Here is a 24,768-nt window from a genome sequence, read left to right as displayed (position 1 = left end):
CGTCGGCGCGCCGGGGACCGTCAGCGACGCCGGGCGAGCGCGCGGTGCAGCTCGTCGGCGACCACGTCGGCCTGCGCGGGCGACAGGTCGGTGCGGTGCAGCGCGGCGCAGCCCAGCTCGACGACCTGCGCGGCGACGCGGGCCAGCACCGGGTCGTCCAGCCCGTGCCGGGCGGCGGTGAGCCAGCGCCGAACCGAGGGACCGGTCGCTTCCAGCACCGAGTCCACCACGGACGGGTGCGAGAAGAGGGCGGCCAGCAGCACCACCGGGGGGATCCAGCCGCCGGGGCCCGGCGTGTCCAGGTAGCGGATCTCCAGGTAGCCGCGCGGGCGGACCGGCGGGAACTGGAGCGTCAGGTGGTAGTCCAGGTCCTCGGTGGTGGGCCTGCGGTCGAGCGCCCCGTCGACCCAGTCGGCGAAGGTGAGGCGGTGCGGCGGGATCCAGTCCGGTCCCGGCCTGCGCACCACGATGACCGGCGCGTCCAGCACCCGGCGCGCCCAGGCCGAGGCCGGGTCGTCGCACACCGCGCCGGGGCGGCAGCGCACCGGGTCGGTGCCGTAGAGGGTGCGCATCCGGGCGCTGGCCCAGTCCGGGCGCCGCCCGCCGACACCGGGCGAGTTCGCGAACAGGGCCATCAGCGCGGGTCCGAGCGCGTGCGCGGCGGCCCAGCGGGTGGCCACGTCCGGGCCCTCACCGGCGTCCAGGCACACTTGGAGACCGGCCGTGCTGCACATCATGGTCAGGCCGTCCGGGCCGAGCGCGTCGAAGGCGTGCTGCATCGCCCGGTAGCGGGGGACGTCCAGCAGGCGGCGCGGCGGGCGGAACGGGTCGGCTCCCCGGTCGCCGAGGGTGAACCCGGCCGGTTCGAGCAGGCCGGCGAGGTGGTCGACGTCCGACGCGACGGTCTTGAGCAGCTCGGTGAGCGAGTCGCGCGGCGGGGTGGAGATCTCGACCTGGCCGCCGGGCTCGACCGTCAGCGGCGTGCCGCTGGGCAGCGTGCGCTGCGGGCTGTCCGGCACCAGGGTCGGGGGCGCGTGGTCGCCCAGCGCGGCGGAGAACAGCGCCGCGTCCACGGGTAGGGAGGGATCGCCCAGGTGGTGGACGGTCCACTCGATCTCGACGCCGATGAGCCTCGGCGGTCCGTGCTTGAAGCACACCGACGCCACGTAGGCCTCGGCCTCCGCGCGGTCCCGGAAGGACGCGGGAGCCGGGCCGTGCGCCGGACTTGGGTGAACTGCGGCAACCATGCGCACTCCCCTGTCGGCCTCGGTCGGGCTCGACGCTACACCGGGAATACCGATCGACGCAGCGAACAAAACCCTTACGGATCAATGGGAATCGGGGGTGTCCGATGTGCACGCAGCGCCACGCCCCGCGAGCGGTCCGTGAACGGCGGTTTTCCACGTGGCCAGCAGTGCCCGCGAGGCGTCGACCCCCAGCGCGAGCTCCTCCAGCACCGCGAGCGCCTCCCGGTGCGGCCCAGCGCTCTCCACCCGCCCGCCGGAGTAGGCGACCGGGGGCGCGTCGGCGAACTCCAGGTAGACGAACGGCCTGGCCAGCGCAGGATGCGCCCCAACCCCGAACGGCACCACCCGGACCGGCCACGGCGAGGCGGCGAGGGCCAGCAGCTGCCGAGCGTGCGCGCCGGGCCCGCCGACGGGGGTGTGCAGGACGGCCTCGTGCAGGTAGAAGGCGGAGTCGGGGGGCGGGGTCGACGGGCCGGGCTCGACGTCACCGCTGCTCACGCCGCCGCTCAGGAGGTCGGCCCCGGCACCGCCCTCACCAGCACTGCGAGGTCCGGGCCCGACGTCACCACCGCTCCCGCCAGCACCCAAGGGCCCACCCTCGTCACTGCTCCCACCAGCACCCAAAGGCCCACTTTCGTCACTGCTCCCACCAGCACCCAAAGGCCCACTTTCGTCACTGCTCCCACCAGCAGCGCCGCCCTGCCCGCCGCCCAGGGTGCCGCCCAGGGTGCCGCCCTGCCCACCATCCCTGGCACCGTCCTGCCCGTCGTCCAGGGTGCCGCCCTGCCCGCAGTTCCAGGCGCCGCCTTGCCTGCCATCCCTGGCGTCGCCCTGCCCACCGTTCCCGAAACCGTTGTCGCAGCCGTAGGCCAGCGCGTAGTCCGCAGTGCGCAACCACTCCGGCACGACCAGCACCTCGTAGCAGACCAGCGACCGGGCCCGCCGCTCATCACCCCGCTGGCTGCCGCCCACCAGGCGCACCAGGTCGACGACGTCGACCGCGATCCGCTTCGACGGTGACCAGAGCGGCCACGGCGACACCCCGTCCCCTGATCTCACGGAACCGCACCATACGTGTTCTGACCTGGCGTTTCGCCGAGCGCCCGGAAAGTGCACCCCAAAGGATCACATGATTGACGGAACAATCCGTACGTACTGATTGGATTTCGCGGGCGGGTGCTGGGACGATCACCGAGTGCCCAGGGTGAGTCAGGACCACCTAGACGCCCGCCGCCGCCAGATCCTGGACGGCTCGCGTGCCTGCTTCGCGCGCTTCGGCTACGAGGGCGCCACCGTGCGCCGCCTCGAAGAGGGTACCGGCCTGTCCAGGGGAGCGATCTTCCACCACTTCCGGGACAAGGAGTCGCTGTTCCTGGCGCTGGCCGAGGACGACGCGATCCGCATGGCCGAGGTGGTGGCCGAGCAGGGCCTGGTCCAGGTGATGCGAGAACTGCTCGCAACCCCGCGCCACGATGATGGCGAGCAGCACCCGGCGGACTGGCTGGGCACCCGCCTGGAGGTGTCACGGCGACTGCGCACGGACCCTGAGTTCCGCGGGCGCTGGGCGGAGCGCTCCAGCCAGCTCACCGACGCGACCAGGCAGCGCCTCCAGCGCCAGCGCGAGGCGGGCAACCTCCGCGACGACGTGGACGTGGCCGTCCTGACGTCGTTCCTGGAGCTGGTCCTGGAAGGCCTGGTCTCCCACCTGGCCATGGGCCTCCCCGCAGACGACCTGGAACCGGTCCTCGACCTGGTGGAGGAGTCCGTCCGCCGCCACCGCCGCACAGGCTGACCCACCCCACCGCCGAACAGCCTGCCCCGCTCCCCAGCCACGCACCTCACCCGCTACCCGGCAACCGGGTGGACAGTGAGTCTCCGCAGCCCGGTGGGAACGAGTGCCAGATCGATCACCGAATCGGGCACCGGGTCAGTCCTCGTCGGCACGGGGAGGAGCGTTTCGCGTGATGCGGCTGTACCTGCTGTGCGCGGGCCTGGCCAGACTCGCCGACGAGATGGTGGCCGTGACCCTGGTGCTGCTAGCACTGGAGCGAACCGGCAGCTCAGCACTATCCGGCCTGGTAGTCGCCGCGTACACGATCCCGTCGGTGGTATCAGGCCCACTGCTGGGCGCGTGGCTGGACCGCACCGCGCACCCCGTGGCCACCCTGGCAGGCAACCAGTTCGCACTGGCCGCCTCAACTCTGGCCATGGCACTCCTGCCGAGCACGCCCGCACTGGCGCTCTCGGCGTTCCTGGCAGGCTTGGCCCTCCCCCTGACCAGCGGCGGCTTCACCAGCCTCGTCCCCAGACTGACCACCAACCTCTCCCGCTCGACCTCGGACGACGCACTGCTGTTCACCGCCGCAGCCATCGGCGGCCCGGCACTGGCCGGCGTGCTGGCCGCGACGAGCGGACCGGTGACCGCGGCGCTGGTGATCGCGGCACTGGCCCTGGCAGGCGGCCTGTGCACGCTCTGGCTGCGCGTCCCCCCACACCCACCAGGCGACCACCCGCCCCTGTTCGTCGCGCTGCGCCGGGGCCTGCGCCACCTGGCGGTGACCCCACCGTTGCGCGGCACGACGATCGCCTCGGCACTGGGGTACGGCGCGGCAGGCCTGCTGGCAACAGCACTCCCAGCACGCCTGACCGAACTGGACGGCACCCCGCACCGCCTGGGCCTGCTCCTAGCCGTGCTGGAGACCGGATGCGCAGTCGGCCTCCTGGCACTGCGCCGACGCCTGGACCGCTGGCCCCCGGAACGCGTAGTGCTCACAGCACTGCCCCTCTACGGCGCAGCCCTGGCCACCTGGCCACTGGCGAGCACCACTTGGGCCCTGGTGGCCCTGGTGGCACTCACCGGCTTGGTGGACGCCCCCATCCTCCCGGCGACGATCAGCGCCAGGCAGCGCTACACCCCACCCACCCTGCTGGGCCAGCTCTCCACGACAGGCGCAAGCCTGAAGATCGGCACGTACGCACTGGGCGCCGCAGCAGGCGGCCCCCTGCTGTCGACGTGGCCCCCGTCAGGGGTGATCTGGCTGGCCGCCGCAGGGCAGGTGATCGCTGCGACGGTCGGAGCAGCCGCCACTACGAACCGGAAAACCCTTCGGGTGACGCCCTAGTATCCCGCGCATGGCCGATCCCCGCCCCGCCCACGTGCACCGCATCCGGGTCCGCCCGGTCGACTGCGACCGGCGGGGCGTGGTGCACGCGTCCCGCTACCCGATTTTCTTCGAGGCGGCGATGGTGGAGACGGTCAGGTCGATGCTCGGCTCGTACCGGGAGCTGGAGAAGCACGGCGTGGAGTTCGCGGTGGCCGAGACGTCGGTGCGCTACCTGGGCGAGGCGGGCTTCGACGACATGATGCGCATCAACGTACGAGTGCGCACCCTGGGCAGCACGACGATGACCCTGGGCTTCGAGGCCGAGGTCGACGGAACCCCGGTAGCGGTCGGCTGGACCCGCTACACCGCCTGCGGCACCCCGGAACCCAGGCACACCCCGATCCCGGACGAACTGCGCCGAGCCCTGGAACAACGCACCCGAACCACCCGCAACGGCCACATCACCACCACGACCACCAAACGCCCCTAACCCTGTACCCGCCCGCGCCCCACGCAACCTGCAACTGCACGACCGCACGCTCCACGGCTCCACGGCTCCACGGCTCCACGGCTCCACGGCTCCACGGCTCCACGGCTCCACGGCTCCACGGCGAGGCAATCAGGCACCGCAAGGCACCTCCGCAAGCGCGCCCGGCCAAAGCCAGCCACAAGAACGGCCATCCCAGGAGCCCGCAAGCTGGGCATAAGCGGTCAGCGGGACACAAGCGGTTGACGGAACGCAGGCGGTTGGCAAGCAGCCACCACGTGGGTTCATGCCTCGATCGCGATTCCAGCTCACGCCAATGTCAGTGCCAGTGCACGCACCGGCGGCCCTCAGCTCAATCGATCACCCCTCCCTGCTGAGTGATCGGACACCGAGGACCGCCGTGACCGCGCCGGTCCCCTCAGCGGTCGCCACCACTCGGCCGCCGGACAGCAGGGCTGCCGCCTCGGTCGTGTCCCCGGTCTCGGCGAACCCGGCCGCAGTCGCGAGCCGCCCGCCCGGATCGCACACCAGGCGCACCTCTGGCCACGCTGTCTCGGGAAACGCCACCCGCACCGCCGCGCAGAGCTCCCCCACCACCGCCCGCACCAGTGGCAGCACCTCGGTGGGCGTGTCGGTCACCAGTGCGATCGTCACCGGCACACCACAACGCGCCACCCGCTCCACCGCGTCCCAGCGCCGCACGCCCAGCACTGCGACCACCCCGTCACCGAGCACCGCCCCCACCCCGTCACCAGGCTCGATGCCCCTCCCCCTCACCAGGTCGACCAACCCCTCGGGAGTCACCCACTCCCGGTCGTCCTCCCGCGCCTCGACCGCAGGCTCCGCAGGCGCCCACCAGTCGTCCATCACCAACCCCGCCAGCCGCTCGCACGCGCTCACCACGTCATAAGCCCCAGGCGCCCCCGCCCCACCCGGCAGGGAGTCCAACTGCCGCGCCCCGTGCAGCAGCGCCAGCACGAGCTCGGCCAACCGCACCCGGCGGGTGTGGATCGGGCCGTCCCAGCGCACCCCGGCCAGTGCCTCGGTCGCCAGACCGAGCAGCACGGCGTTGACCCCCGCCAGCGCGCCCAGCACGTCCGCCACCTCACCCGCCAGCTCGGGTGGCAGCGCGCGGCCGATCCCGTCGGGCACCGGCGTCACCCACGTCCTCGCCAGCGCCCCCAGCGCCTCCTCCAGGGTCCGGCCCGGACGGGCCCCCGGCGGGGGCGGGGTGCGCTCGACCAGGTCGGCCAGCACCGCCAGGTACAGCGCCCGCTTGCCGGGGAAGTTCGAGTACACCGCGCCCCTGGTCAGCTCGGCGCGCTCGGCGATGGCGTCGACCTTCACGTCCCGGTACCCGCGCTCGGCGAACTCGGCGCGCGCGGCGACCAGCACCGCGGCCCTCGTCCGCTCCTGCGTCTGCGCCCTGGTCAGCCGCGCCACGCCCACCACCCGCTCACCGGAACCCCTCCGCTCGACGCATCTCGTCCGCGATCAATTGTCCGGCAGCGGAAGATCCCATTCCAACACCCTCGGACCTCTCCCGATCGGGTGGTTCTTCTAGCCCACGAGCACCCCACGCACGCTTGACTCCAACCCCTATCCAGATACTCTCAACATCCGAATGATGAGAACATCTGAATTACCCACCTGGAGCGCCGCCGTGACCAACCCCGTCCTCGACCCCAGCGACCCCAAGACCCTGCTCGACCCCTTCACCGCGCACAGCACCGCCCGCGAGCGGTCCCCCATCGCCCTGATGCCCGTCCCCGGCCTGGGCGACCTGCGCGTCGCCACCCGCCACGACGACGCCAGGGCCGTGCTGTCCGACCCCCGCCTCCGGGTGAGCGCGAACAGCTTCATCGGCCTCCCCGGCATCCCCGACCACTGCCTCCGCTACCTGCGCACGATGTCCGAGCTGAACGGCCCCGAGCACCAGCGCGTCCGCAGGCTCGCCGCGCCCGCGTTCACCGCCCGCCGCGCCGCCCGGTTCCGCCCCAGGATCACCGAGCTGGTGACCGCCCTCCTCGACGCGCTGCCCGACGACGGCGAGGCCGACCTTCTCGCCGACTACGCCTCCCCGCTGCCCAGCGACGTCATCTGCGAGCTCGTCGGCATCCCCGAAGCGGACCGGGAGCGGTGGCGCGCCCACGGCTCGGCCGTCGTCTCCGGGAACCTCCAAGGTCTCGTCGCCGCCGTCCCCGACGTCATCGAAGGCGCGAAGGCCGCCATCGCGCACCGCCGCGCGCACCCCGGCGACGACCTGCTGACCTGGCTGCTGGAGGTCGAGGACGGCCTCACCGACACCGAGCTGACCACCCTCGTCTGGCACCTCGTGCTCGCGGGCCAGACCCCGGCGAACCTGGTCGTCAACGCCCTGGAGGCCCTGCTGACCCACCCCGACCAGCTGGCCCTCCTGCGCGAGCGCCCCGAGCTGGCCCCGCGCGCGGTGGAGGAGCTGACCCGCTGGGCGAGCCCGCAGCTGATGGCCACCCCGAGGTTCGCCGCCGAGGAGGTGGAGGTCGGCGGCGAACCGGTCCCGGCGGGCGCGCCGGTCGTCGCGTCCCTGGTCGGCGCGAACCGCGACCCGCGCGCCCACAACGACCCGGACCGCCTCGACCTCACCCGCGCCGAGGGCGGCCACCTCGCCTACGGTCACGGCCCGCACTTCTGCCTGGGCGCGGCGTTCGCGAGGGTCGAGACCGAGGTCGCGATCACCGGGCTGCTGGCGCGCTACCCGGTCGTCGAGCTGGCCGAGACCCCCGAGCGGGTCCCGGACGGCGGCACCTGGCGGCTGGCGTCGTTGCGGGTGCGCTTGTCCCGAACCGCTTGAACCGGCCGCGCGGCTCGGCCACCGTGGGGTGATGCCGAGCAGCGCTCCACTCCTCGCCCTCAGGACCGCGACCTCCTTGCTGGTGCTGCGCACCTCGCTGCGCGCCCGAGCCGCCCTCGGCGACCCGGTCGCCCGTCTGCTGGACACCTCGCCGCGCTGGGACCGGAACCGGGAGCAGGAACGCGTGCGCGCGGGCGGGCGCCTGGGGCGGAGCGACCTCGGGATGCGCGTCACCGCCTCGCACGCCGTGTGCGGCCAGGTGCTGCGCGACCCGGCGTTCGGCGTGCTCCAGCCGCTGCCGCCGCCGGAACTGCCCGGTCCGCGGGGGCGGCTGGTGAACCCGGTGACGGACTCGTTCCTCACCCTCAACCCGCCGGACCACGGCAGGCTGCGCAGGCTGGCCGCCCCGTGGTTCACCCCGCGCGGCCTGCGGGCCAGGCAGGAGTCGGTGCGGCGGGTGGTCGACGAGCACCTGGACGCGTTGGCGGGCCGGGAGCGGTTCGACCTGGTGGAGGACTTCGCGGCGCGGGTCCCGGTGCGGGTGATCGCGGACCTGCTGGGCGTGCCCGGCGGTGACCACTCGGCGTTCGGCCGCTGGGGCAGCGCGATCATCTCGGCGCTGGACGGGGTGCGCTCGGTGCGGCAGGCGCGGGCGCTGGAGGTGGCGCTGGCGGAGTTCGAGGCGTTCCTCGGGGAGCTGGTCGAGCACCGCCGGAGGGAGCCGGGCGACGACGTCGTCAGCGTGCTGGCGGCGGAGCCGGGGCTCTCGCGCGAGGACCTGCTGGCGACCACGGAGCTGCTGCTGGTGGCCGGGTTCGAGACGACGGTGAACCTGATCGGGAACGCGGTGCTGGTGCTGCTGGAGCGGCCGGAGGACCGGGAGCGGCTGGTCGCGGAGGAGGTGTGGGCGGAGGCCGTGGTGGAGGAGGTGCTGCGGTTGGACCCGCCGGTGCGGTACACGCTGCGGGCGCCGTTCGAGCCGGTGGAGCTGGCGGGGTCGCGGTTGCGGCCCATGACGCCGGTGATGCTGCTGCTGGCGGGCGCGAACCGGGACCCCGAGGTGTTCGCCGAGCCGGACCGGTTCCTGCCGGGACGTGAGCGCGGGCGCGAGCACCTGGCGTTCTCGTCGGGCATCCACTACTGCCTGGGGGCCGGGTTGGCGCGGATGGAGGCGGTGGCCGCGCTACGGGGGCTGTTCGGGCGCTTCCCGGACCTGAGGCTCGCGGGACGGGTGCGCTCGCGTCGGTCGGGGACGATCCGGGGGCCGGTGTCCCTGCCTGTTTCCACTTCCGTGGGTCACACGATCGAGCTGAACAAGCGCTGATCACGGGTGGCGCGGTGCGGTTGTGGTGCATCCTGGGTTCCAGCGCGGGACTGTCCCGCCGCACCGCCGCCGTGGCGGGCCACCCCGCGCTCCCAACACCCTCGTCGCCCTCCTCCGGGAGGGCGGCGAGGTGTTGTGCGCTCCAGAGCATCCCCCTCGGTTGACCCTCGTCACCTTCCAGCCTTCCGGGCTGTCCTCGCAGCTCCCGCAAACTGTACCTTCTGGAAGGTACAGTTTGACCGGGCGGCAGCGCCCAGGAGCGGAACGAGGTCGTCATGACGACGGTGAACGCGCCCACCGGCACGTCCCGCCGGTGGACCCTGCTGGTCACGGTCGCACTGGGCCTGCTGATGATCACCCTGGACAACTCGGTGCTCTACACGGCCCTGCCCACCCTGACCGAGGACCTGAGGGCCAGCGCCACCCAGAGCCTGTGGATCATCAACGCGTACCCGCTGGTCATGGCCGGTCTGCTGCTCGGCGCGGGCACCCTCGGCGACCGCGTCGGCCACCGCCTGATGTTCCTGGTCGGCCTCGTCCTGTTCGGCGCCGCCTCGGTCCTGGCCGCCTTCGCCACCTCCCCCGAGGTCCTGATCGCGGCCCGCGCCGTGCTGGCCGTGGGCGCCGCGACGATGATGCCCGCGACGCTCGCCCTGATCCGCCTGTCCTTCACCGACGAGCGCGAGCGCAACCTCGCGATCGCCGTGTGGGGCAGCGTCGCCGTGGTCGGCGCGGCGCTCGGCCCGGTGCTGGGCGGCCTGCTGCTGCGGCACTTCTGGTGGGGCTCGGTGTTCCTGGTCAACGTGCCGGTGGTGCTCGTGGCGCTCGTCGCGACCGCGCTGGTGGCCCCGAAGGGCGTCGCCGACCGCTCGAAGCAGTGGGACGCGCTGTCGTCGTTGCAGGTCATGGTCGGCCTGGTCGGTCTGGTGCTGGTGATCAAGGAGCTGGCGGCGGCCACCGTCTCACTGCCGGTGCTGGCCGTGGCGCTGCCCGCGTCGGCCGCCGGGTTCTGGGCGTTCGCCCGCCGCCAGCGCTCGCTCGCGCACCCGCTGCTGGACTTCGCGCTGTTCCGGAACCCGGTGTTCCTGGCGGGCGTGCTGAGCGCGGGCGTGGCGATGTTCGCGATGGCGGGCGTGCAGCTGGTGACGACGCAGCGGTTCCAACTGGTCGCCGGGTTCAGCCCGCTCGAAGCCGGGCTGGTGGTCGCCACGGCCGCCGCCGGTTCACTGGTCACCGGTCTCCTCGGCGGGGCGTTCCTGCACGTCGTGGGCTTGCGCGTGCTGATCGCGGGCGGTCTGGCCGTGACGGCGGCGGGCGTGCTGTGGACGGCGCTGGCGCTGCCCGCCGGACTCGGCTGGCTGATCGCGGGACTGGTGGTCGCGGGCCTGGGCATGGGCGGGGTGATGGGCGTGGCGTCGTCGGCGATCATCGGCAGCGCGCCCGCGCACCGGGCCGGGATGGCCTCGTCGGTCGAGGAGGTGTCCTACGAGTTCGGCAGCCTCACCGCCGTGGCGCTGCTGGGCAGCCTGCTCACCGGCGTGTACAGCGCCGTCGTCGACCTGCCCGGTGACGTGCCGCAGGCCGCGCGGGAAAGCCTGACCGGTGCGGTGACCAGCGCGAACGGCGACCGGGCGGTGCTGGAACCGGCGTTCGCGGCGTTCGACACCGGGTTCACCTGGGTGCTGCTCGTCGCGGCCGGGGTGCTGGTGGCGGGCGCGGTGGCCACGGCGGTCCTGCTCCGGGGCGACCGGGGTCGGGCTGGGACGATCAGCGGGCACTGAACCACCGCGAGGAGCACCCGAATGCGACAGAGCAACCGCACGAAGATCCTGGAGGCGGCCTTCGCGCTCGTCCAGCGGGAGGGGCTGACCCGGTTGACGCTGGAGTCGGTCGCGGTGGAGGCCGGGCTGACCAAGGGCGGCCTGATGTACCACTTCCCGGCGCGCGAGGCGCTGCTCGTGGCGCTGCACCAGTGGTTGGCCGAGCAGTGGGAGGCGCAACTGGAGGCGGAGGCGGGCAAGAAGGCCGCCGACGCCACCGCGACGGAGCGGCTGGCCGCGTACGCGCGGGTGTCGCTGGAGAGCGCGACGCGCGCGGACCTGCAGCTGATGCTGGAGTCGGTGCCGCACGACGAGATGACCTGGCCGTGGGCGGACGTGCTGGCGAAGTGGAGCGAGCCCGCCGAGAACGCCGAGCACGACGACGTGGCGCTCACCAGGCTGGTCGCGCGGCTGGCCGCCGACGGGCTGTGGATGTACCAGGCGCTCGGCTACGGCGAGCTGTCACCGGAGCTGCGCGGGCGACTCACCGAGCGGATCACCCGGCTGGTGGAAGACGCCGAGCGGGGATGATCCGCTGATCGGCTGGTCAGGCCGTCGCGCTGCGGGGTCGGCGCGGATTTGTTCCACTCGTGTGGTGGAACTGATCGAGGCCCACGGACGGGCGATGAACGAGTTCGACGACAGGGTCCGACGGGTGCGCGCCGACCAGTGGGAGCTGGGCACGCCCTGCGCGGGCTGGACGGTGCGCGACCTGGTCGACCACCTCGTGCGGGAGCAGCTGTGGGCGCCGGAGCTGCTGGCCGGGTGCACGGTCGAGCAGGTCGGCGACCGGTTCGACGGCGACCGGCTCGGCGCGGACCCCCGGCACTCGTGGGTGCTGGCCGCGTCCGCCGCGCGGGAGGCCTGGATCGAGCCGGACGCGCTGGCCAAGCGGGTGCGGCTCAGCTCCGGCGAGGCGGGCGCGGACGAGTACGGGTGGCAGATGACGCTCGACCTGACCGTGCACACCTGGGACCTGGCCACCGCGGTCGGCGCGGACCGGCAGGTGGACGCGGGGCTCGCCGAGGCGGTGCTGGCGTTCGCCGAGCGCGAGGCGGGCGCGTGGAGCGGGAGCGGGTTGTTCGCCGACCCGGTGCCGGTCGGGGCGGACGCCGACGCGCAGACCAGGCTCGTCGCGCTGCTCGGGCGCAGACCATGATCCGCGCGCCGAGGGGGAGCTGAGGTCCGAGCGCTCCCCCTCGGTCCGCTGCGGCGCGGGTGGGGCGCCCGCGCCCACGTCCTTGGTAGCGCGCGGCCGTTGTGCGCGGTCGGCGCGCGCCGGGATGACGACGGCCGGACAACGTCAGGGCCCGCTGACCCCCGGCGCCCAGCTCTCCGGCCGACCGCTCTCGGTGAGCAGCAGCTGCCAGTCCGCGAAGCCGGGGGGCGCGTCGCGCTGCCACGGCCACTTCCCGTCGCCCGAGGGCACCAGGATCTGCACCGCGGCGAAGTCGCCCGAGCCGTAGAGGAGGAACGCGCTGCCCAGGAACTCCGGGTAGAAGCCGCGGAACACCCGCTCGAAGGTCACCGGTGCGTTCTCGAGGAAGTCGAAGTACAGCTTGCCCGGCAGGAACCGCTCACCACGGCTGGCGCGGTCCACGTAGGTCCGGATCAGGACCTCGGCGTACTCGTGGTCGAGGCCGACCACCACCGCCTCGGCGACGCCGAACCTGCGCCACGCCCCGACCGAGAACGAGTACATGGCGCCCTCGTCGTCCTGCGGGACGTTGATGATGGCGTGGCCGTGCACCTCGGCCTGCTCCAGCAGCCAGCGGCGGAGGTTCTCTTCCCCTGGGTTCAGCGCGGGTGTCGACACGTCGCCATTGTGCACGCGGGACGGGCGCGCACGGGGCCCGGACCAAGCCGGACCCCGTGCGCCGGGGTCGGACTAGGCGTCGACCTCGGCCATGACCTCGTCGGAGACGTCGAAGTTCGCGAAGACGTTCTGCACGTCGTCGCAGTCCTCCAGCGCGTCGATCAACTTGAAGATCTTGCGCGCGCCCTCGACGTCCAGCGGGACCGACACGGACGGCAGGAAGTTCGCGTCGGCCGACTCGTAGTCGTGACCGGCGTCTTGCAGCGCCTTGCGGACCGGGATCAGGTCGCCCGCCTCGGAGACGACCTCGAAGTTGTCACCGAGGTCGTTGACCTCCTCGGCGCCCGCGTCCAGCACCGCCATGAGCAGGTCGTCCTCGGTGAGCCCGTCGTTCTTGGGCACGATCACGACGCCCTTGCGGGCGAACATGTAGGAGACCGAGCCGGGGTCGGCCATCTGGCCGCCGTTGCGGGTCATGGCGGTGCGGACCTCGCTGGCCGCGCGGTTGCGGTTGTCGGTCAGGCACTCGACCAGGACCGCGACGCCGTTCGGGCCGTAGCCCTCGTACATGATGGTCTGCCAGTCGGCGCCACCGGCTTCCTCACCACCGCCGCGCTTGCGGGCGCGCTCGATGTTGTCCAGCGGGACCGAGTTCTTGCGGGCCTTCTGGATGGCGTCGTACAGCGTGGGGTTGCCGTCGGGGTCGCCGCCGCCGGTGCGGGCCGCCACCTCGATGTTCTTGATCAACCGCGCGAAGAGCTTGCCGCGCTTGGCGTCGATTGCGGCCTTCTTGTGCTTGGTGGTCGCCCACTTGGAGTGGCCGCTCATGTCTCCTCCGTCGAGTCCTTCAGCCCGCGGCAGCGCGGACCATGTCCGTGAAAAGGCGGTGCACCCGCCCGTCACCGGTCAGTTCCGGGTGGAACGAGGTGGCGAGCACGTTTCCCTGCCGAACCGCGACGATCCTACCGGCGGCGGGACCCAGGTCATCGGATTCGGGGGCCCTGGCCAGCACCTCCACCCCGTCTCCCGCCGATTCCACCCACGGGGCGCGGATGAAGACGGCGCGCACGGGGCCCTCTTCGAGGCCCTCGAAGGGGAGTTCGGCCTCGAAGGAGTCGACCTGGCGGCCGAAGGCGTTGCGGCGGACCACGACGTCCAGGCCGCCGACCTGCTGCTGGTCGGGGCGGCCGTCGAGGACCCGGTCGGCGAGCAGGACCAGGCCGGCGCAGGAGCCGTAGGCGGGCATCCCGTCCTTGATCCGGGTGCGGAGGGGTTCGAGCAGGTCGAAGGTGTGCAGGAGGCGGGCGATGGTGGTCGACTCCCCGCCGGGGAGGACGAGGCCGTCGACCTCGTCCAGCTCTTCGGGACGCCGCACCGGGCGGGCCAGGACACCCGTCTCGGCGAGCGCTACCAGGTGTTCGCGCACGTCGCCCTGCAGGGCGAGGACACCGACGGTGGACATGTGCGGGGTTCCTTCCTCCGGGCGGGGGTTCCGCCTTCAGGTGACCGGACCGGACGGGGCTCGTGACACCCGTCCGGCCCGATCGGACTACCTGCGGGACGCGAGTGACGCGGTCCCGCGCTGCGCCCGGCGGCGTGGTGGGCGGCCGGACGACGGATTGGAGGAAGGCTCACTTCCGCGTCTCCGACGCTAGAGCGTCCGCGCCGCGCGTGCCGCTGGGCTTGGGCAAGGCTTGATGTTGTGATCACCACAGAGGTTCGGGGGTTCGGGGAAGAGAGGTGCTGATTAGAACACCCGTTCGAGCTATTGCCCCGAGTGGCCCACGGGTCGATCATTGAGCCATGCAGCCCAATTCGAACATCTGTTCGACGTATTGCTCGTTGCTCCGATTTGCGGGGGCGCGGTGCTCCGTGCCGTCCGAACCACCGGTGTCCGATTTATCGCGACGTCCGACGAGGCCGCCACGGGGGCCGCGGTCGACGACGCGACGGCCGAGGAGCCGTCGTGCGACGAGGCGTGGCCGGAGAGGGCACGGTGGGGGACGGTGCGGCGTGGCCAAGGAAGGCTCGGTGCGACTCGCGGGACGCGCGAGAGGGCAGAGAGGGCAGAGGGGACGACAGGAAGGAGAGGCCAACCAGTCGCTGGCCGACAGGTCGCGCTGACGGCACCCGCAACCGCGCACCGCCTTCACATCCCAGCCCTCGCGTCACTCCCACCTGCCCGAGGTACCGGACCCGCGCCATCCCGCACCCGGTGCGGCCTCGCCCGCCATTCAGCCGGGATCGACCGCGCCCAGCGCCGACCTCGACCACCATCAGCCGAGATCGGCGCAACCTCACCCGTCATCAGTCGGGGGCGGTCCCAACCGCGCCCGGTGCCAGACATGCCCGACAGCAACCACGTTCACCATCAGCCAGGTGCGACATCACACCGCGCGCGGCAGCGGTGGCGTTCAGCGTGAACCGCAGGCGGGAGCGATGACGCCCGAGGTGAACCGCACGCGGTGGCGACAGCGTTCGGCGCGACTCGCGCTCGTCACCAACCGCGCTCGGCGAGCCGGTGGGGCTGCGGGAGGTCGTCGACGTTGATGCCGACCATGGCCTCACCCAGTCCGCGGGAGACCTTGGCGATGGTGTCGGGGTCGTCGTAGAAGGTGGTCGCCTTGACGATGGCCTCGGCGCGCTGCGCGGGGTTGCCCGACTTGAAGATGCCGGAACCGACGAACACGCCCTCGGCTCCGAGCTGCATCATCATCGCCGCGTCGGCGGGCGTGGCGATGCCTCCTGCCGTGAACAGCACCACGGGCAGCTTGCCCGCCTCGGCGACCTCGCGAACCAGCTCGTAGGGCGCCTGCAACTCCTTGGCCGCGACGTACAGCTCATCGGAAGGGAGGTTCTGCAAGCGCAAGATCTCCGCCCGGATCTTGCGCATGTGGGTGGTGGCGTTGGAGACGTCACCGGTGCCCGCCTCGCCCTTGGACCGGATCATCGCGGCCCCCTCGGTGATGCGCCGCAGCGCTTCACCCAGGTTCGTCGCACCGCACACGAAAGGAACGGTGAACTGCCACTTGTCGATGTGGTTGGCGTAGTCGGCGGGCGTGAGCACCTCGGACTCGTCGACGTAGTCGACGCCCAGGGACTGGAGCACCTGGGCCTCGACGAAGTGCCCGATCCGCGCCTTGGCCATGACGGGGATCGACACGGCCGAGATGATCCCCTCGATCATGTCCGGGTCGCTCATCCGCGACACGCCACCCTGGGCGCGGATGTCGGCGGGCACCCGCTCCAGCGCCATGACCGCGACGGCGCCCGCGTCCTCGGCGATCTTGGCCTGCTCGGCGTCGACCACGTCCATGATCACGCCGCCCTTGAGCATCTCCGCCATGCCGCGCTTGACCCGCGCGGTTCCGGTGACCCGAGCGGAGTCGGCGGCACCGTCAACGCCGGTGGCGACAGCACCGGTGGCAGCAGCGCCACCAGCGGAAGGAGAAGAGGAAGCAACCACGGCAGGACCAGCCCTTTCACAGCGGCGGACGAGGACGAACAGGAGCGTACGTGCGACGTGGCCCGCTGAAAGGAGCCAATCCACACCGTTCTCAGCAGTCCACTCGCCGCCCCGGAACACCCGCCCGACACACCGATCAGGAGGTCCAGACGCACCTGCCGGAACCGTCACCCGCCCATCCCGCGTGCTACCACCGACCAGCGCCCTCCCCTTGTCGCCACGGTCCTCGCGGGTGTGAGATCGAGCACTAACACTTGCGGAGGGCGGTCTCACATGTCCAGCAAGAACTCCGACAACTCACACCCGGCAGCCGCGGTCGCTGTGGACGATCCCGGCAAGGTGCGCAACGTCGTCCTCGTCGGTCCGTCCGGGTCGGGCAAGACGACGCTCACCGAGGCTCTGCTGACCGGAACCGGTGTGCTGAGCCGGGCGGGCTCGGTCGCCGAGGGGACCACGGTGTGCGACCACGATCCGGCCGCTGTGCGGCAGCAGCGGTCGGTCGGGTTGGCCGTGGCGCCGGTGCGGCACGGTGACATCAAGATCAATCTCATCGACACGCCGGGGTACGCCGACTTCGTCGGTGAGCTGCGGGCCGGGTTGCGGGCGGCGGACGCGGCGCTGTTCGTCGTGTGCGCGGCCGAGGGGGTCGACGCGGCGACCAGGGCGCTGTGGGCCGAGTGCGCCGCGGTGGGGATGCCGCGCGCGGTCGTCATCTCGCGGACCGACCACCAGCGAGCCGACGTCGCGGCGACCATCACCGCCTGCCAGGAGGCGTTCGGCGCGGGAGTGGTCCCGCTCTACCTGCCGGGTGACGGGAGTGACGGAAATGACGGGAGTGGAGGCGGGAACGAGAGCAGGGGAAGCAGCAGAAGCGGAGGTGGGAGCAGGAGTGGAGGTGGGAGCGGAAGCGGAGGGGGCGGTGGGCGGGGAGGTGGGAGTGGGCTGTTCGCCGGTGGGGTCACCGAGACCGGGTTGGTGAACCTGTTGGCGCAGGTGGAGTTCACCGAGGAGGAGCACCGGGCGGGGCGGGAGGTGTTGATCGAGGGGATCATCGCCGAGAGCGAGGACGAGACGCTCTTGGAGCGGTACCTCGGGGGTGAGGTGGTCGAGCAGGCCACGTTGGTCGCTGATCTGGAGAAGGCCGTCGCGCGTGGGGCCTTCCACCCGGTCATCCCGGTGTGCGCCACGACCGGGGTAGGGCTGCCCGAGCTGCTCGACGGGATCAGCAGGGCGTTCCCCTCGCCGCTGGAGCACCCGCTGCCCGAGGTGACCGGGGTGGACGGGGTGCCTCGGCCTCGGCTCGCCGTCGACCCGGACGGGCCGCTGGTGGCCGAGGTGGTGCGAACCGCTGTGGACTCGTTCGTCGGGCGGGTGTCGTTGGTCCGGGTGTTCTCGGGGACGCTCCGGCCCGAGCGGGCGGTGCACGTGTCCGGGCACGGGATGGGCGGTCGGGGGCACGAGGACCACGACGTGGACGAGCGGGTGGCGCACGTCTACTCGCCGTTGGGCGCGAGTCTGCGCGAGGTGCCCTTCTGCGTGGCCGGGGACCTGTGCGCGGTGACCAAGCTGGGCAGCGCCGAGACCGGGGACACGGTGTCCGCGCCGGACGAGCCGCTGCTCGTGCGGCCGTGGGCGATGCCCGAGCCGTTGCTGCCGGTGGCGGTGGCGGCGCGCAGTCGCAGTGACGAGGACTCGTTGGCGCGCAACCTCGGGAAGCTCGTCGCGGGTGATCCGACGCTGCGGTTGGAGCGGAACACCGAGACGCACCAGCTGGTGCTGTGGTGCATGGGCGAGGCGCACGCGGACGTGGTGCTGGCCAGGTTGCGCGCGGGCGGGACGGAGGTGGACACCGAGCCGGTGCGGGTGGCGCTGCGCGAGACGTTCGCCTCGGTGGCGAAGGGGCATGGCAGGCACGTGAAGCAGTCCGGTGGGCACGGGCAGTACGCGGTGTGCGACGTCGTGGTGGAGCCGCTGCCGCGCGGGGCAGGGTTCGAGTTCGTGGACCGGACGGTCGGCGGTTCGATCCCGAACCAGTTCGTGCCCAGCGTGGAGAAGGGCGTGCGCGCGCAGCTCGAACGCGGGCTGCCCGGAGGACATCCGGTGGTGGACGTCCGGGTGACGCTGGTGGACGGCAAGGCGCACTCGGTGGACTCGTCGGACGCGGCGTTCCAGACGGCGGGGTCGCTGGCGTTGAAGGACGCCGCCTCGGGCGGGGCGACGGTGCTGCTGGAACCGGTGGACGAGGTGGTGGTGCGGTTGCCGGACGAGCACCTGGGCGCGGTGCTGGGTGATCTGTCGGCTAGGCGGGGGCGGGTGCTGGGCACCGAGGCGGACGTCAGTCCGGGGATCTCGACGATCCGGGCGGAGGTGCCGTGCACCTCGCTGCTGCGCTACGCGGTGGAGTTGCGCTCGCTCACCTCGGGAACGGGGGCGCACACCCGCCGCTTCGCCCACTACGAGCCGCTACGAGTCACTACCGGCAGCGGTGGCCAGCCCTAGACCTAGACCTGGGCTTGGTCCTGGTCCTGGTCCTGGTCCTGGGCGGGTAGCGCGGAGCGGGAGCGGGAGGCGGGAGGCCGGACGCGGGAGGCGGGAGGCGGGAGGCGGGAGGCGGGAGGCGGGAGGTGGGAGGTGGGAGACGGGAGGTGGGAGACGGGAGGTGGGAGACGGGAGGTGGGAGACGGGAGGTGGGAGGCGGGAGGCGGGAGGCGAGCCGGGTGGGGTGAGCGGGGTGGTGGGACGGGAGTGGGCTGTCGTTTTTCCGCTGCACAGTGGGGTGGGAATTGTGAGGTGGAGGTGTTTTAGGCGGCACGGTGGGGGGATGGGCGGAGTTCCGCTGTGGGGTTGCCTTGACTGAGGCGAATGGGCCATCAGGGAAATTCATCGCTGGTTTGTCGGCGCTGTGAACGAAGGACAGCGGAGTGACAGGAAAAGGGTGGGGGTGGTGTGAGAAAAGTTCGGGAAAGTTGGCTGTGCGGTGTGCGGGGTTGCGGGGCGCGGGGAGTGGTGGCGGGTCAGGGTGGGTTGTCGCCGTTCACCATGACCAGGCCTGGGGCGTCGTTCCAGCCCAGGGCTGTGATCGCCCAGCGGTGGTGGGGGGCCAGGTCCAGGACCAGGGTCAGGTCGCGGTCGGCTAGTTCGCCGGCTGTTCGGACCAGGGTGCGCACTACCTCTGCCTGCAGGAACGCCACGCCGCGCAGTGAGACTCGGACGTCTCCGTCCGCCGGTTCCGCGGTTCTGAGGAGGATGGTCAACTCGTCCAGGTGGCGGTCCTCGACCTCGCCCGCCAGCAGGATCCGGGGAGGGTCGATCTCACGAGTGATGACCACCGGGGCTCCTCGTCCCACCGCGAACGGCAAGCGGACCGGCGTTCGCCGGTCTGGTGCGGGACAACTGCGCGACAACGCGGTCGACCCTACGCCATTCACAACGCCTATTCCAAAGAAATCACCAAATCCGGCACGAAGTGGAATAGAACCGGGGCCCGGACCCGATTTAGGCGGTTCCGGGCCCTTCGAGGGTCACGTCAGGTATTCTGCGGGAACCCCAGGTTCACCCCTCCGTGGGATGGGTCGAGCCAGCGGCCGGTGACGACCTTCGTCCTGGTGTGGAAGTGCACGCCCTCCGGGCCGTAGGCGTGCGAGTCGCCGAACAGGGAGTCCTTCCAGCCGCCGAACGAGTAGTGGGCGACGGGCACCGGGATGGGCACGTTCACGCCGACCATGCCGACCTCCACCTCGTGCTGGAAGCGCCTGGCCGCGCCGCCGTCGTTGGTGAAGATCGCCGCTCCGTTGCCGTACGGGTTGGCGTTGACCAGGTCCAGGGCCTCGTCGTAGCCGGTCGCGCGCAGGACCGACAGGACCGGGCCGAACACCTCGTCCCGGTACACCGCCATGTCCACGCCGACCCGGTCGAACAGGGTCGGGCCCAGCCAGAAGCCCTCGGGGGAACCGTCGATCGTGTGGTTCCGGCCGTCCACCACCAGGTCCGCTCCGTCGGCCACGCCGCTGTCCAGGTAGGACGTGACGCGGTCGCGGTGCGCGGCGGTGATCAGCGGGCCCATGTCGCAGCCCGCGCGGCGGCCGTCGCCGACCTTCAGCGCGGCGATGCGTTCGGCGATCTTGGCCACCAGGGTGTCGCCCACCGGGTCGACGGCGACGACGGCGGAGATCGCCATGCAGCGCTCCCCCGCCGAGCCGAAGCCGGCCGAGACCGCGGCGTCCGCCGCCAGGTCCAGGTCGGCGTCGGGGAGGACGACCATGTGGTTCTTGGCGCCGCCCAGGGCCTGGACGCGCTTGCCGCGCGCGGTCGCGGTCTCGTAGACGTAGCGGGCCACCGGGGTGGATCCGACGAAGGACACGGCTTTCACGTCCGGGTGGACGAGGAGGCGGTCGACGGCCTCCTTGTCGCCGTGGACCACGTTCAGGACGCCGTCGGGCAACCCGGCCTCGGCGAACAGCTCGGCCAGGAACACCGACGCGGACGGGTCCTTCTCGCTGGGCTTGAGCACGACCGCGTTGCCGCAGGCGATCGCGGTCGGCACGAACCACAGCGGCACCATGGCCGGGAAGTTGAACGGCGACACGACCGCGACCACGCCGAGCGGCTGCTGGATCGAGTACACGTCGACGCGGCTGGACGCGTTCTCGCTGAACCCGCCCTTGAGCAGGTGGGGGATGCCGCAGGCGAACTCGACGTTCTCCAGCGCCCGCTGCACCTCCCCCGCCGCGTCGGCGAGGACCTTCCCGTGCTCGGCGGTGACGATCGCGGCCAGCTCGCCCCTGCGGGCGTGCAGCAGCTCGCGGAACGCGAACATCACCGAGGACCGCTGCGCCAGCGACGAGTCCCGCCACCGGGTGAACGCCTCCCCCGCGACCTCGACCGCCCGGTCGACCACCTCGGCCGAGGCCAGGTCCACGGTGGACGCGACCCGCCCGGTCGCCGGGTCGTGCACCTCGCCGGTGCGGGAGGCTCCGCCGGTCCACGGCTTGCCGCCGATCCAGTGCGTGATCCGCTTCGCGGTGACCCGGTCGGCGGCCTCGTCCCCGCCCTCGGAGATCAGGCTCATCGGGCCGACACCTCCGCGACCGCGTCCCGCAGCGCCACGAGCGCCTCCTCCACCTCGTCGGCGGTCACCGACAGCGGCGGGGCGAGGCGGATGACGTTGCCGTGCAGCCCGCCCTTGCCGACCAGCAGGCCGCGCTCGCGCGTCGCCTCCAGCACGGCCACCGCCGCCGCCGGGTCGGGCGCGCGGTCCTCGCCGACCAGCTCAAGGCCGACCATGAGGCCCTTGCCGCGCACGTCCCCGAGCAGCGGGTGGTCGGCGGCGACGTCGCGCAGCCCGGAGATCAGCCGGGCGCCGAGCTTGGCCGCGTTGGACTGGAGGTCGTGGTCCAGCAGGTAGTCCAGCGTCGCCAGGGCGCCCGCCGTGGACACCGGGTTGCCGCCGAACGTGGAGATCGAGTTGGCGGTGAGGCCGTCCACGACGTCGCCGCGCGCGACCACGCCGCCGATGGCCAGCCCGTTGCCGAGCCCCTTGGCGAAGGTCATCGCGTCAGGGGTGACGCCGTGCGCGCCGATGCCCCAGAAGTGCTCGCCGGTGCGCCCCCAGCCGGTCTGGACCTCGTCCGAGATGAGCAGGATGCCGTGCTCGTCCAGGACCTCCTTGAACGCGGCGAACAGCCCGTCCGGCGGCAGCGTGAACCCGCCGACGCCCTGGATCGGCTCGACGATCATGCACGCGACGTCGCCGGAGGTGGCGGTGTTCAGCACGTCCCGCAGGTCCGCCACGCACGCGGCGACGTAGTCGGCGTCGGACAGGTCGCGGAACGGGCTGCGGTAGCGGTAGCCGCCGTGCACCCAGGCGACCTTGAGCGGGCTGAGCGCGGTCGGCGACCAGGCGCGCAGGCCCGTGACGCCGGTCGCCGCGAAGCCCCGGCCGTGGTACGAGTTGCGCAGGGCGAGGACCTGGTCGCTGCGGCGGTGCCCGCAGGCCAGCATGAGCGCGGTCTCGTTGGCCTCGGTGCCGGAGTTGGTGAAGAACACCTTGGCGTCCGGGATGCCGGACAGCCCGGCGATCCTCTCGGCCAGCTCCACCTGCGAGCGGATCAGGTACAGGGTGGAGCTGTGCAGCACGCCGGTGTCGATCTGGGACCGGATGGCGTCGCTGATCTCGGCGATGTCGTAGCCGACGCCGTTGGTGAGGATGCCAGCGAAGAAGTCCAGGTAGGTGCGGCCCTCGCCGTCGGTGACGTGCCTGCCGCTGCCCCTCGTGATCTCGATCGGGTGGTCGTAGTACAGGGCCATCCAGTCCGGCAGGACCGCCCGGTGCCTGGCCAGCAGCTCGTCGTGCGCCATCCGCGCCTCCCGCTGTTCGCGCTCTCCCGCATCTCCCCCGCAGTCTCACGGGGCGCGGCGGCCCACCGCCATGCACAACCTGTACCGCTTTCCCGGAGCGGCGATTACGTTGTGTGCATGTACCCGACCGTGGCGGAGGCGTTATCCCTGTCCGTGGTGCGACAGGGTCAGCCCAGGGTGGTCGCGGGCGCGGAGGGGCTGGGGCGGTCGGTGCGCTGGGTGCACGTGGCCGAGGTCGCCGACATCGCGCCGCTGCTGCGCGGCGGGGAGCTGGTGCTGACCAGCGGGATCGCCCTGCCGGAGGAGCCGGAGGCGCTGCGCGAGTACGTGGCGGGGCTGGCCGGGGTGGGGGCGACCGGGCTGGTCGTGGAGCTGGTGCGGCGGTGGCGGGGCGGGGTGCCGGGGGCGCTGGTCGCGGCGGCGCAGGAGCACGGGCTGCCACTGGTCACGCTGTCGGTGGAGGTGCGGTTCGTCGCGGTCACCGAGGCGGTGGTGTCGCTGATCGTGGACGCGCAGCTCGCCGAGCTGCGGGCCGCCGAGCAGGTGCACGAGGCGTTCACGGCGCTGACCGTGGCGGGCGCGGAACCGGCCGAGGTGCTGCGGGAGGTGGCGCGCACGTCGGGGCTGCCGGTGGTGCTGGAGACCCTGGGGCACGAGGTGCTGGCGTACGACGCGGCCGGGCAGGACCCGGTGGCGCTGCTGGCCGACTGGGGCGCGCGCTCGCGCGAGGTGTCCGGGGCCGGGCGGACCGCCTACCACGCGGGGCCGGGGTGGCTGGTGACCGCGGTGGGGGCGCGCGGGTCGGACTGGGGCAGGCTCGTGCTGGTCAGCGCGGCCGAGCCGCCGCACCGGCACGTGGTGGTCGCGGAGCGGGCGGCGTCCGCGCTGGCCGTGCACCGGCTGGTGGCGCGGGACCGGGAGTCGCTGGAGCGGCAGACGCACCGCACGCTGCTCACCCAGCTGCTGGACCGGCCGCCCGCCGACCTGCCCGCGCGGGCCGCCGCGCTGGGGGTGCCGCTGGAGCGGCGGCAGCTGCTCGGGGTGGCGATCCGGCCGGGCGCGGCGACCACGCCGGGGCAGTCGCTGGCCACGCAGGAGGTGCTGCGGGACCTGGCCGAGGCGACGGCGCTGGCGGCCCGGCGGGTGCCGGTGCCCGCGCTGGTCGGGGTGGTGGACGACACGAGCGTGCGGGCGCTGCTGGCGCTGCCGCCGCAGGCCCCGGTGGAGGGGGCGCTGCGGCAGTTCGCCCGCGAGGTGCACCGGGCGGCGGCGGCCACGCAGCACGGGCTGCCGGTGGTGGTGGCGGTCGGGACGGTGGTGTGCGGGGTGCCGGAGGTGCGGCGCAGCCTCGGGGAGGCGGCGCACGTGGCGGGGGCGGCGCTGCGGTCGCCGGGGGTGCGGCTGTACCACCGGCTCGACGACGTGCGGTTGCGCGGGCTGCTGCACCTGCTGCGCGAGGACGAGCGGGTGCGGGCGTTCGCCGACCGGGAGCTGGGCGTGCTGCTGGCCCGCGACCGGGCGCACGGGAGCAGGCTGGTGGAGCTGCTGCGGCACCTGTGCGAGCAGGGCGGGAACAAGTCGGCGGCCGCGGCGGCGGCGCACCTGTCGCGGACGGCGTACTACCAGCAGCTGGCGCGGGTGCAGCAGGTGCTCGGGGTGTCGCTGGAGGACCCGGAGTCGTTGCTGTCGCTGCACATCGCGCTGCTGGTGCGCGAGCTGGACCGCTAGGACGGGGCGTCGGGGCGGGGTGGCGCGGCGTGCTGGTCGGCGGTCGGGCGCGCGCCGTCGTGGACCTCGGGGGCGAGGGTGCGCGCGCCGTCGGTGGCCGAGGTGATCCCGGCGATCAGCGGCGCGGCGCCGACGGCGAGCAGGGCGGCGGCTCGGGTCAGCCTCGGCACCGCGCGGGTCGAGAGCACCGCGCGGGTCAGCAGCGCGGCGCGGGTCGACAGCGCGGCGCGGGTCGGCGGCACGGCGCGGGTCGACAGCACTGCGCGGGTCGGCGGTGCTGCGTGCTGGGGCGGCACGGCGCGGGTCGGTGGCACGGCGCGTCCTCGTTCACGGAAGTAGGGGGTTGGGCCTACTGCGTCATCGGCAGCCGCGCGACCGGACCGGACTCGCTGAACCGGGTGATCCTGCGGCCGGGTTCGACGGCGCCCTGGCGCGGCGCGTGCCCGCGGAACGGGTGCGCGGCAATGGTCAGAGTGTGCGGTGATCACCGGAAACGCGGACACTTCGGCACTGCCGCCGCCGCGCGCCCGGCGCTGAGGATGCCGGGGTGGAATTCGCGCCGAAGCGCCGCTCCCGGCGGCGTTTC

Annotated in this window: 21 protein-coding genes; 10 read left to right on the top strand and 11 right to left on the bottom strand. The window is 72.8% G+C overall.

The genetic code is table 11. The features are described 5' to 3' along the window. Positions 1–20: 20 nt before the first annotated feature. Both AMIR_RS10645 and AMIR_RS40110 read right to left on the bottom strand, forming a co-directional pair. Positions 21–1,247, bottom strand: a complete 1,227-nt coding sequence (locus AMIR_RS10645) for a glutamate-cysteine ligase family protein (protein ID WP_015800956.1) — start codon at positions 1,245–1,247, stop codon at positions 21–23. A gap of 81 nt (positions 1,248–1,328) precedes the next feature. Further along, positions 1,329–2,306, bottom strand: coding sequence for a Scr1 family TA system antitoxin-like transcriptional regulator (locus tag AMIR_RS40110; protein ID WP_187313499.1), 978 nt, complete (start codon positions 2,304–2,306; stop codon positions 1,329–1,331). 136 nt (positions 2,307–2,442) lie between these two features. On the opposite strand from AMIR_RS40110, the gene AMIR_RS10630 reads away from it, so the two are divergent. The 3 genes from AMIR_RS10630 (at position 2,443) to AMIR_RS35465 (ending at position 4,841) form a co-directional block, all read left to right on the top strand. Then, complete coding sequence (locus tag AMIR_RS10630; protein WP_015800954.1) at positions 2,443–3,039, top strand: TetR/AcrR family transcriptional regulator; 597 nt, start codon at positions 2,443–2,445, stop codon at positions 3,037–3,039. A 172-nt stretch (positions 3,040–3,211) separates the two neighbouring features. Continuing rightward, positions 3,212–4,369, top strand: coding sequence for an MFS transporter (locus tag AMIR_RS10625; protein WP_041837588.1), 1,158 nt, complete (start codon positions 3,212–3,214; stop codon positions 4,367–4,369). Positions 4,370–4,379: 10 nt separating this feature from the next. Continuing rightward, the gene (locus AMIR_RS35465; protein WP_015800952.1) at positions 4,380–4,841 is read left to right on the top strand and encodes an acyl-CoA thioesterase; all 462 of its coding nucleotides are present in this window, start codon (positions 4,380–4,382) and stop codon (positions 4,839–4,841) included. Positions 4,842–5,198: 357 nt separating this feature from the next. Here the strand turns inward: AMIR_RS35465 and AMIR_RS10615 are convergent, their stop codons facing one another. Next, positions 5,199–6,281 carry a TetR/AcrR family transcriptional regulator gene (locus tag AMIR_RS10615; RefSeq protein WP_041837586.1) on the bottom strand — a complete coding sequence of 361 codons (1,083 nt, stop codon included), beginning with the start codon at positions 6,279–6,281 and terminating at the stop codon, positions 5,199–5,201. Between the two features lie 220 nt (positions 6,282–6,501). On the opposite strand from AMIR_RS10615, the gene AMIR_RS10610 reads away from it, so the two are divergent. The 5 genes from AMIR_RS10610 to AMIR_RS10590 all read left to right on the top strand — a co-directional run bounded on the left by AMIR_RS10610 (position 6,502) and on the right by AMIR_RS10590 (position 11,974). After that, complete coding sequence (locus AMIR_RS10610; protein ID WP_015800950.1) at positions 6,502–7,671, top strand: cytochrome P450; 1,170 nt, start codon at positions 6,502–6,504, stop codon at positions 7,669–7,671. Positions 7,672–7,702: 31 nt separating this feature from the next. Then, the gene (locus AMIR_RS10605) at positions 7,703–8,995 is read left to right on the top strand and encodes a cytochrome P450 (RefSeq protein WP_015800949.1); all 1,293 of its coding nucleotides are present in this window, start codon (positions 7,703–7,705) and stop codon (positions 8,993–8,995) included. A 275-nt stretch (positions 8,996–9,270) separates the two neighbouring features. Beyond that, complete coding sequence (locus AMIR_RS10600) at positions 9,271–10,776, top strand: MFS transporter (RefSeq protein WP_015800948.1); 1,506 nt, start codon at positions 9,271–9,273, stop codon at positions 10,774–10,776. Positions 10,777–10,797: 21 nt separating this feature from the next. After that, entirely contained in the window at positions 10,798–11,346 is a 549-nt protein-coding gene (locus tag AMIR_RS10595; protein ID WP_015800947.1) for a TetR/AcrR family transcriptional regulator, read from the top strand. A gap of 64 nt (positions 11,347–11,410) precedes the next feature. Beyond that, a complete protein-coding gene (locus AMIR_RS10590; protein WP_205590430.1) occupies positions 11,411–11,974 on the top strand; it encodes a TIGR03086 family metal-binding protein in 564 nt (187 codons plus the stop codon). Positions 11,975–12,118: 144 nt separating this feature from the next. Here the strand turns inward: AMIR_RS10590 and AMIR_RS10585 are convergent, their stop codons facing one another. From AMIR_RS10585 to pdxS, 4 genes are all read right to left on the bottom strand, one after another. Beyond that, the gene (locus AMIR_RS10585) at positions 12,119–12,631 is read right to left on the bottom strand and encodes a DUF4262 domain-containing protein (RefSeq protein WP_041836686.1); all 513 of its coding nucleotides are present in this window, start codon (positions 12,629–12,631) and stop codon (positions 12,119–12,121) included. A 72-nt stretch (positions 12,632–12,703) separates the two neighbouring features. After that, on the bottom strand, positions 12,704–13,459 hold the full coding sequence (locus AMIR_RS10580; RefSeq protein WP_015800944.1) for a YebC/PmpR family DNA-binding transcriptional regulator: 756 nt from the start codon (positions 13,457–13,459) through the stop codon (positions 12,704–12,706). A gap of 19 nt (positions 13,460–13,478) precedes the next feature. Continuing rightward, positions 13,479–14,093: a pyridoxal 5'-phosphate synthase glutaminase subunit PdxT gene (gene pdxT / locus AMIR_RS10575; protein WP_015800943.1), complete on the bottom strand. Its 615-nt coding sequence runs from the start codon at positions 14,091–14,093 to the stop codon at positions 13,479–13,481. A 1,035-nt stretch (positions 14,094–15,128) separates the two neighbouring features. Then, positions 15,129–16,097 carry a pyridoxal 5'-phosphate synthase lyase subunit PdxS gene (gene pdxS / locus AMIR_RS10570; protein WP_015800942.1) on the bottom strand — a complete coding sequence of 323 codons (969 nt, stop codon included), beginning with the start codon at positions 16,095–16,097 and terminating at the stop codon, positions 15,129–15,131. Between the two features lie 273 nt (positions 16,098–16,370). Between pdxS and AMIR_RS10565 the strand changes: the two genes are divergently transcribed. Next, the gene (locus AMIR_RS10565) at positions 16,371–18,596 is read left to right on the top strand and encodes an elongation factor G-like protein EF-G2 (protein ID WP_015800941.1); all 2,226 of its coding nucleotides are present in this window, start codon (positions 16,371–16,373) and stop codon (positions 18,594–18,596) included. Positions 18,597–19,111: 515 nt separating this feature from the next. On the opposite strand, the gene AMIR_RS10560 is transcribed toward AMIR_RS10565, so the two are convergent. The 3 genes from AMIR_RS10560 to AMIR_RS10550 all read right to left on the bottom strand — a co-directional run bounded on the left by AMIR_RS10560 (position 19,112) and on the right by AMIR_RS10550 (position 22,454). Beyond that, positions 19,112–19,426, bottom strand: coding sequence for a hypothetical protein (locus tag AMIR_RS10560; protein WP_015800940.1), 315 nt, complete (start codon positions 19,424–19,426; stop codon positions 19,112–19,114). A 197-nt stretch (positions 19,427–19,623) separates the two neighbouring features. Then, positions 19,624–21,165 (bottom strand): CoA-acylating methylmalonate-semialdehyde dehydrogenase, encoded by a 1,542-nt coding sequence (locus AMIR_RS10555; RefSeq protein ID WP_015800939.1) that lies wholly within the window; start codon positions 21,163–21,165, stop codon positions 19,624–19,626. After that, complete coding sequence (locus tag AMIR_RS10550; RefSeq protein WP_015800938.1) at positions 21,162–22,454, bottom strand: aspartate aminotransferase family protein; 1,293 nt, start codon at positions 22,452–22,454, stop codon at positions 21,162–21,164. The genes AMIR_RS10555 and AMIR_RS10550 overlap by 4 nt, the downstream gene beginning before the upstream one ends. Positions 22,455–22,571: 117 nt before the next feature. Between AMIR_RS10550 and AMIR_RS10545 the strand changes: the two genes are divergently transcribed. Continuing rightward, on the top strand, positions 22,572–24,182 hold the full coding sequence (locus AMIR_RS10545; RefSeq protein ID WP_015800937.1) for a PucR family transcriptional regulator: 1,611 nt from the start codon (positions 22,572–22,574) through the stop codon (positions 24,180–24,182). Here AMIR_RS10545 and AMIR_RS10540 read toward each other — a convergent pair. Further along, the gene (locus tag AMIR_RS10540) at positions 24,179–24,496 is read right to left on the bottom strand and encodes a hypothetical protein (protein ID WP_143760691.1); all 318 of its coding nucleotides are present in this window, start codon (positions 24,494–24,496) and stop codon (positions 24,179–24,181) included. The genes AMIR_RS10545 and AMIR_RS10540 overlap by 4 nt on opposite strands. Between the last annotated feature and the right edge of the window lie 272 nt (positions 24,497–24,768).

Origin of the sequence: Actinosynnema mirum DSM 43827 (assembly GCF_000023245.1) — a bacterium.
Classification (GTDB): Bacteria; Actinomycetota; Actinomycetes; order Mycobacteriales; family Pseudonocardiaceae; genus Actinosynnema; species Actinosynnema mirum.
This window is presented reverse-complemented; position numbering and strand designations above follow the sequence as displayed.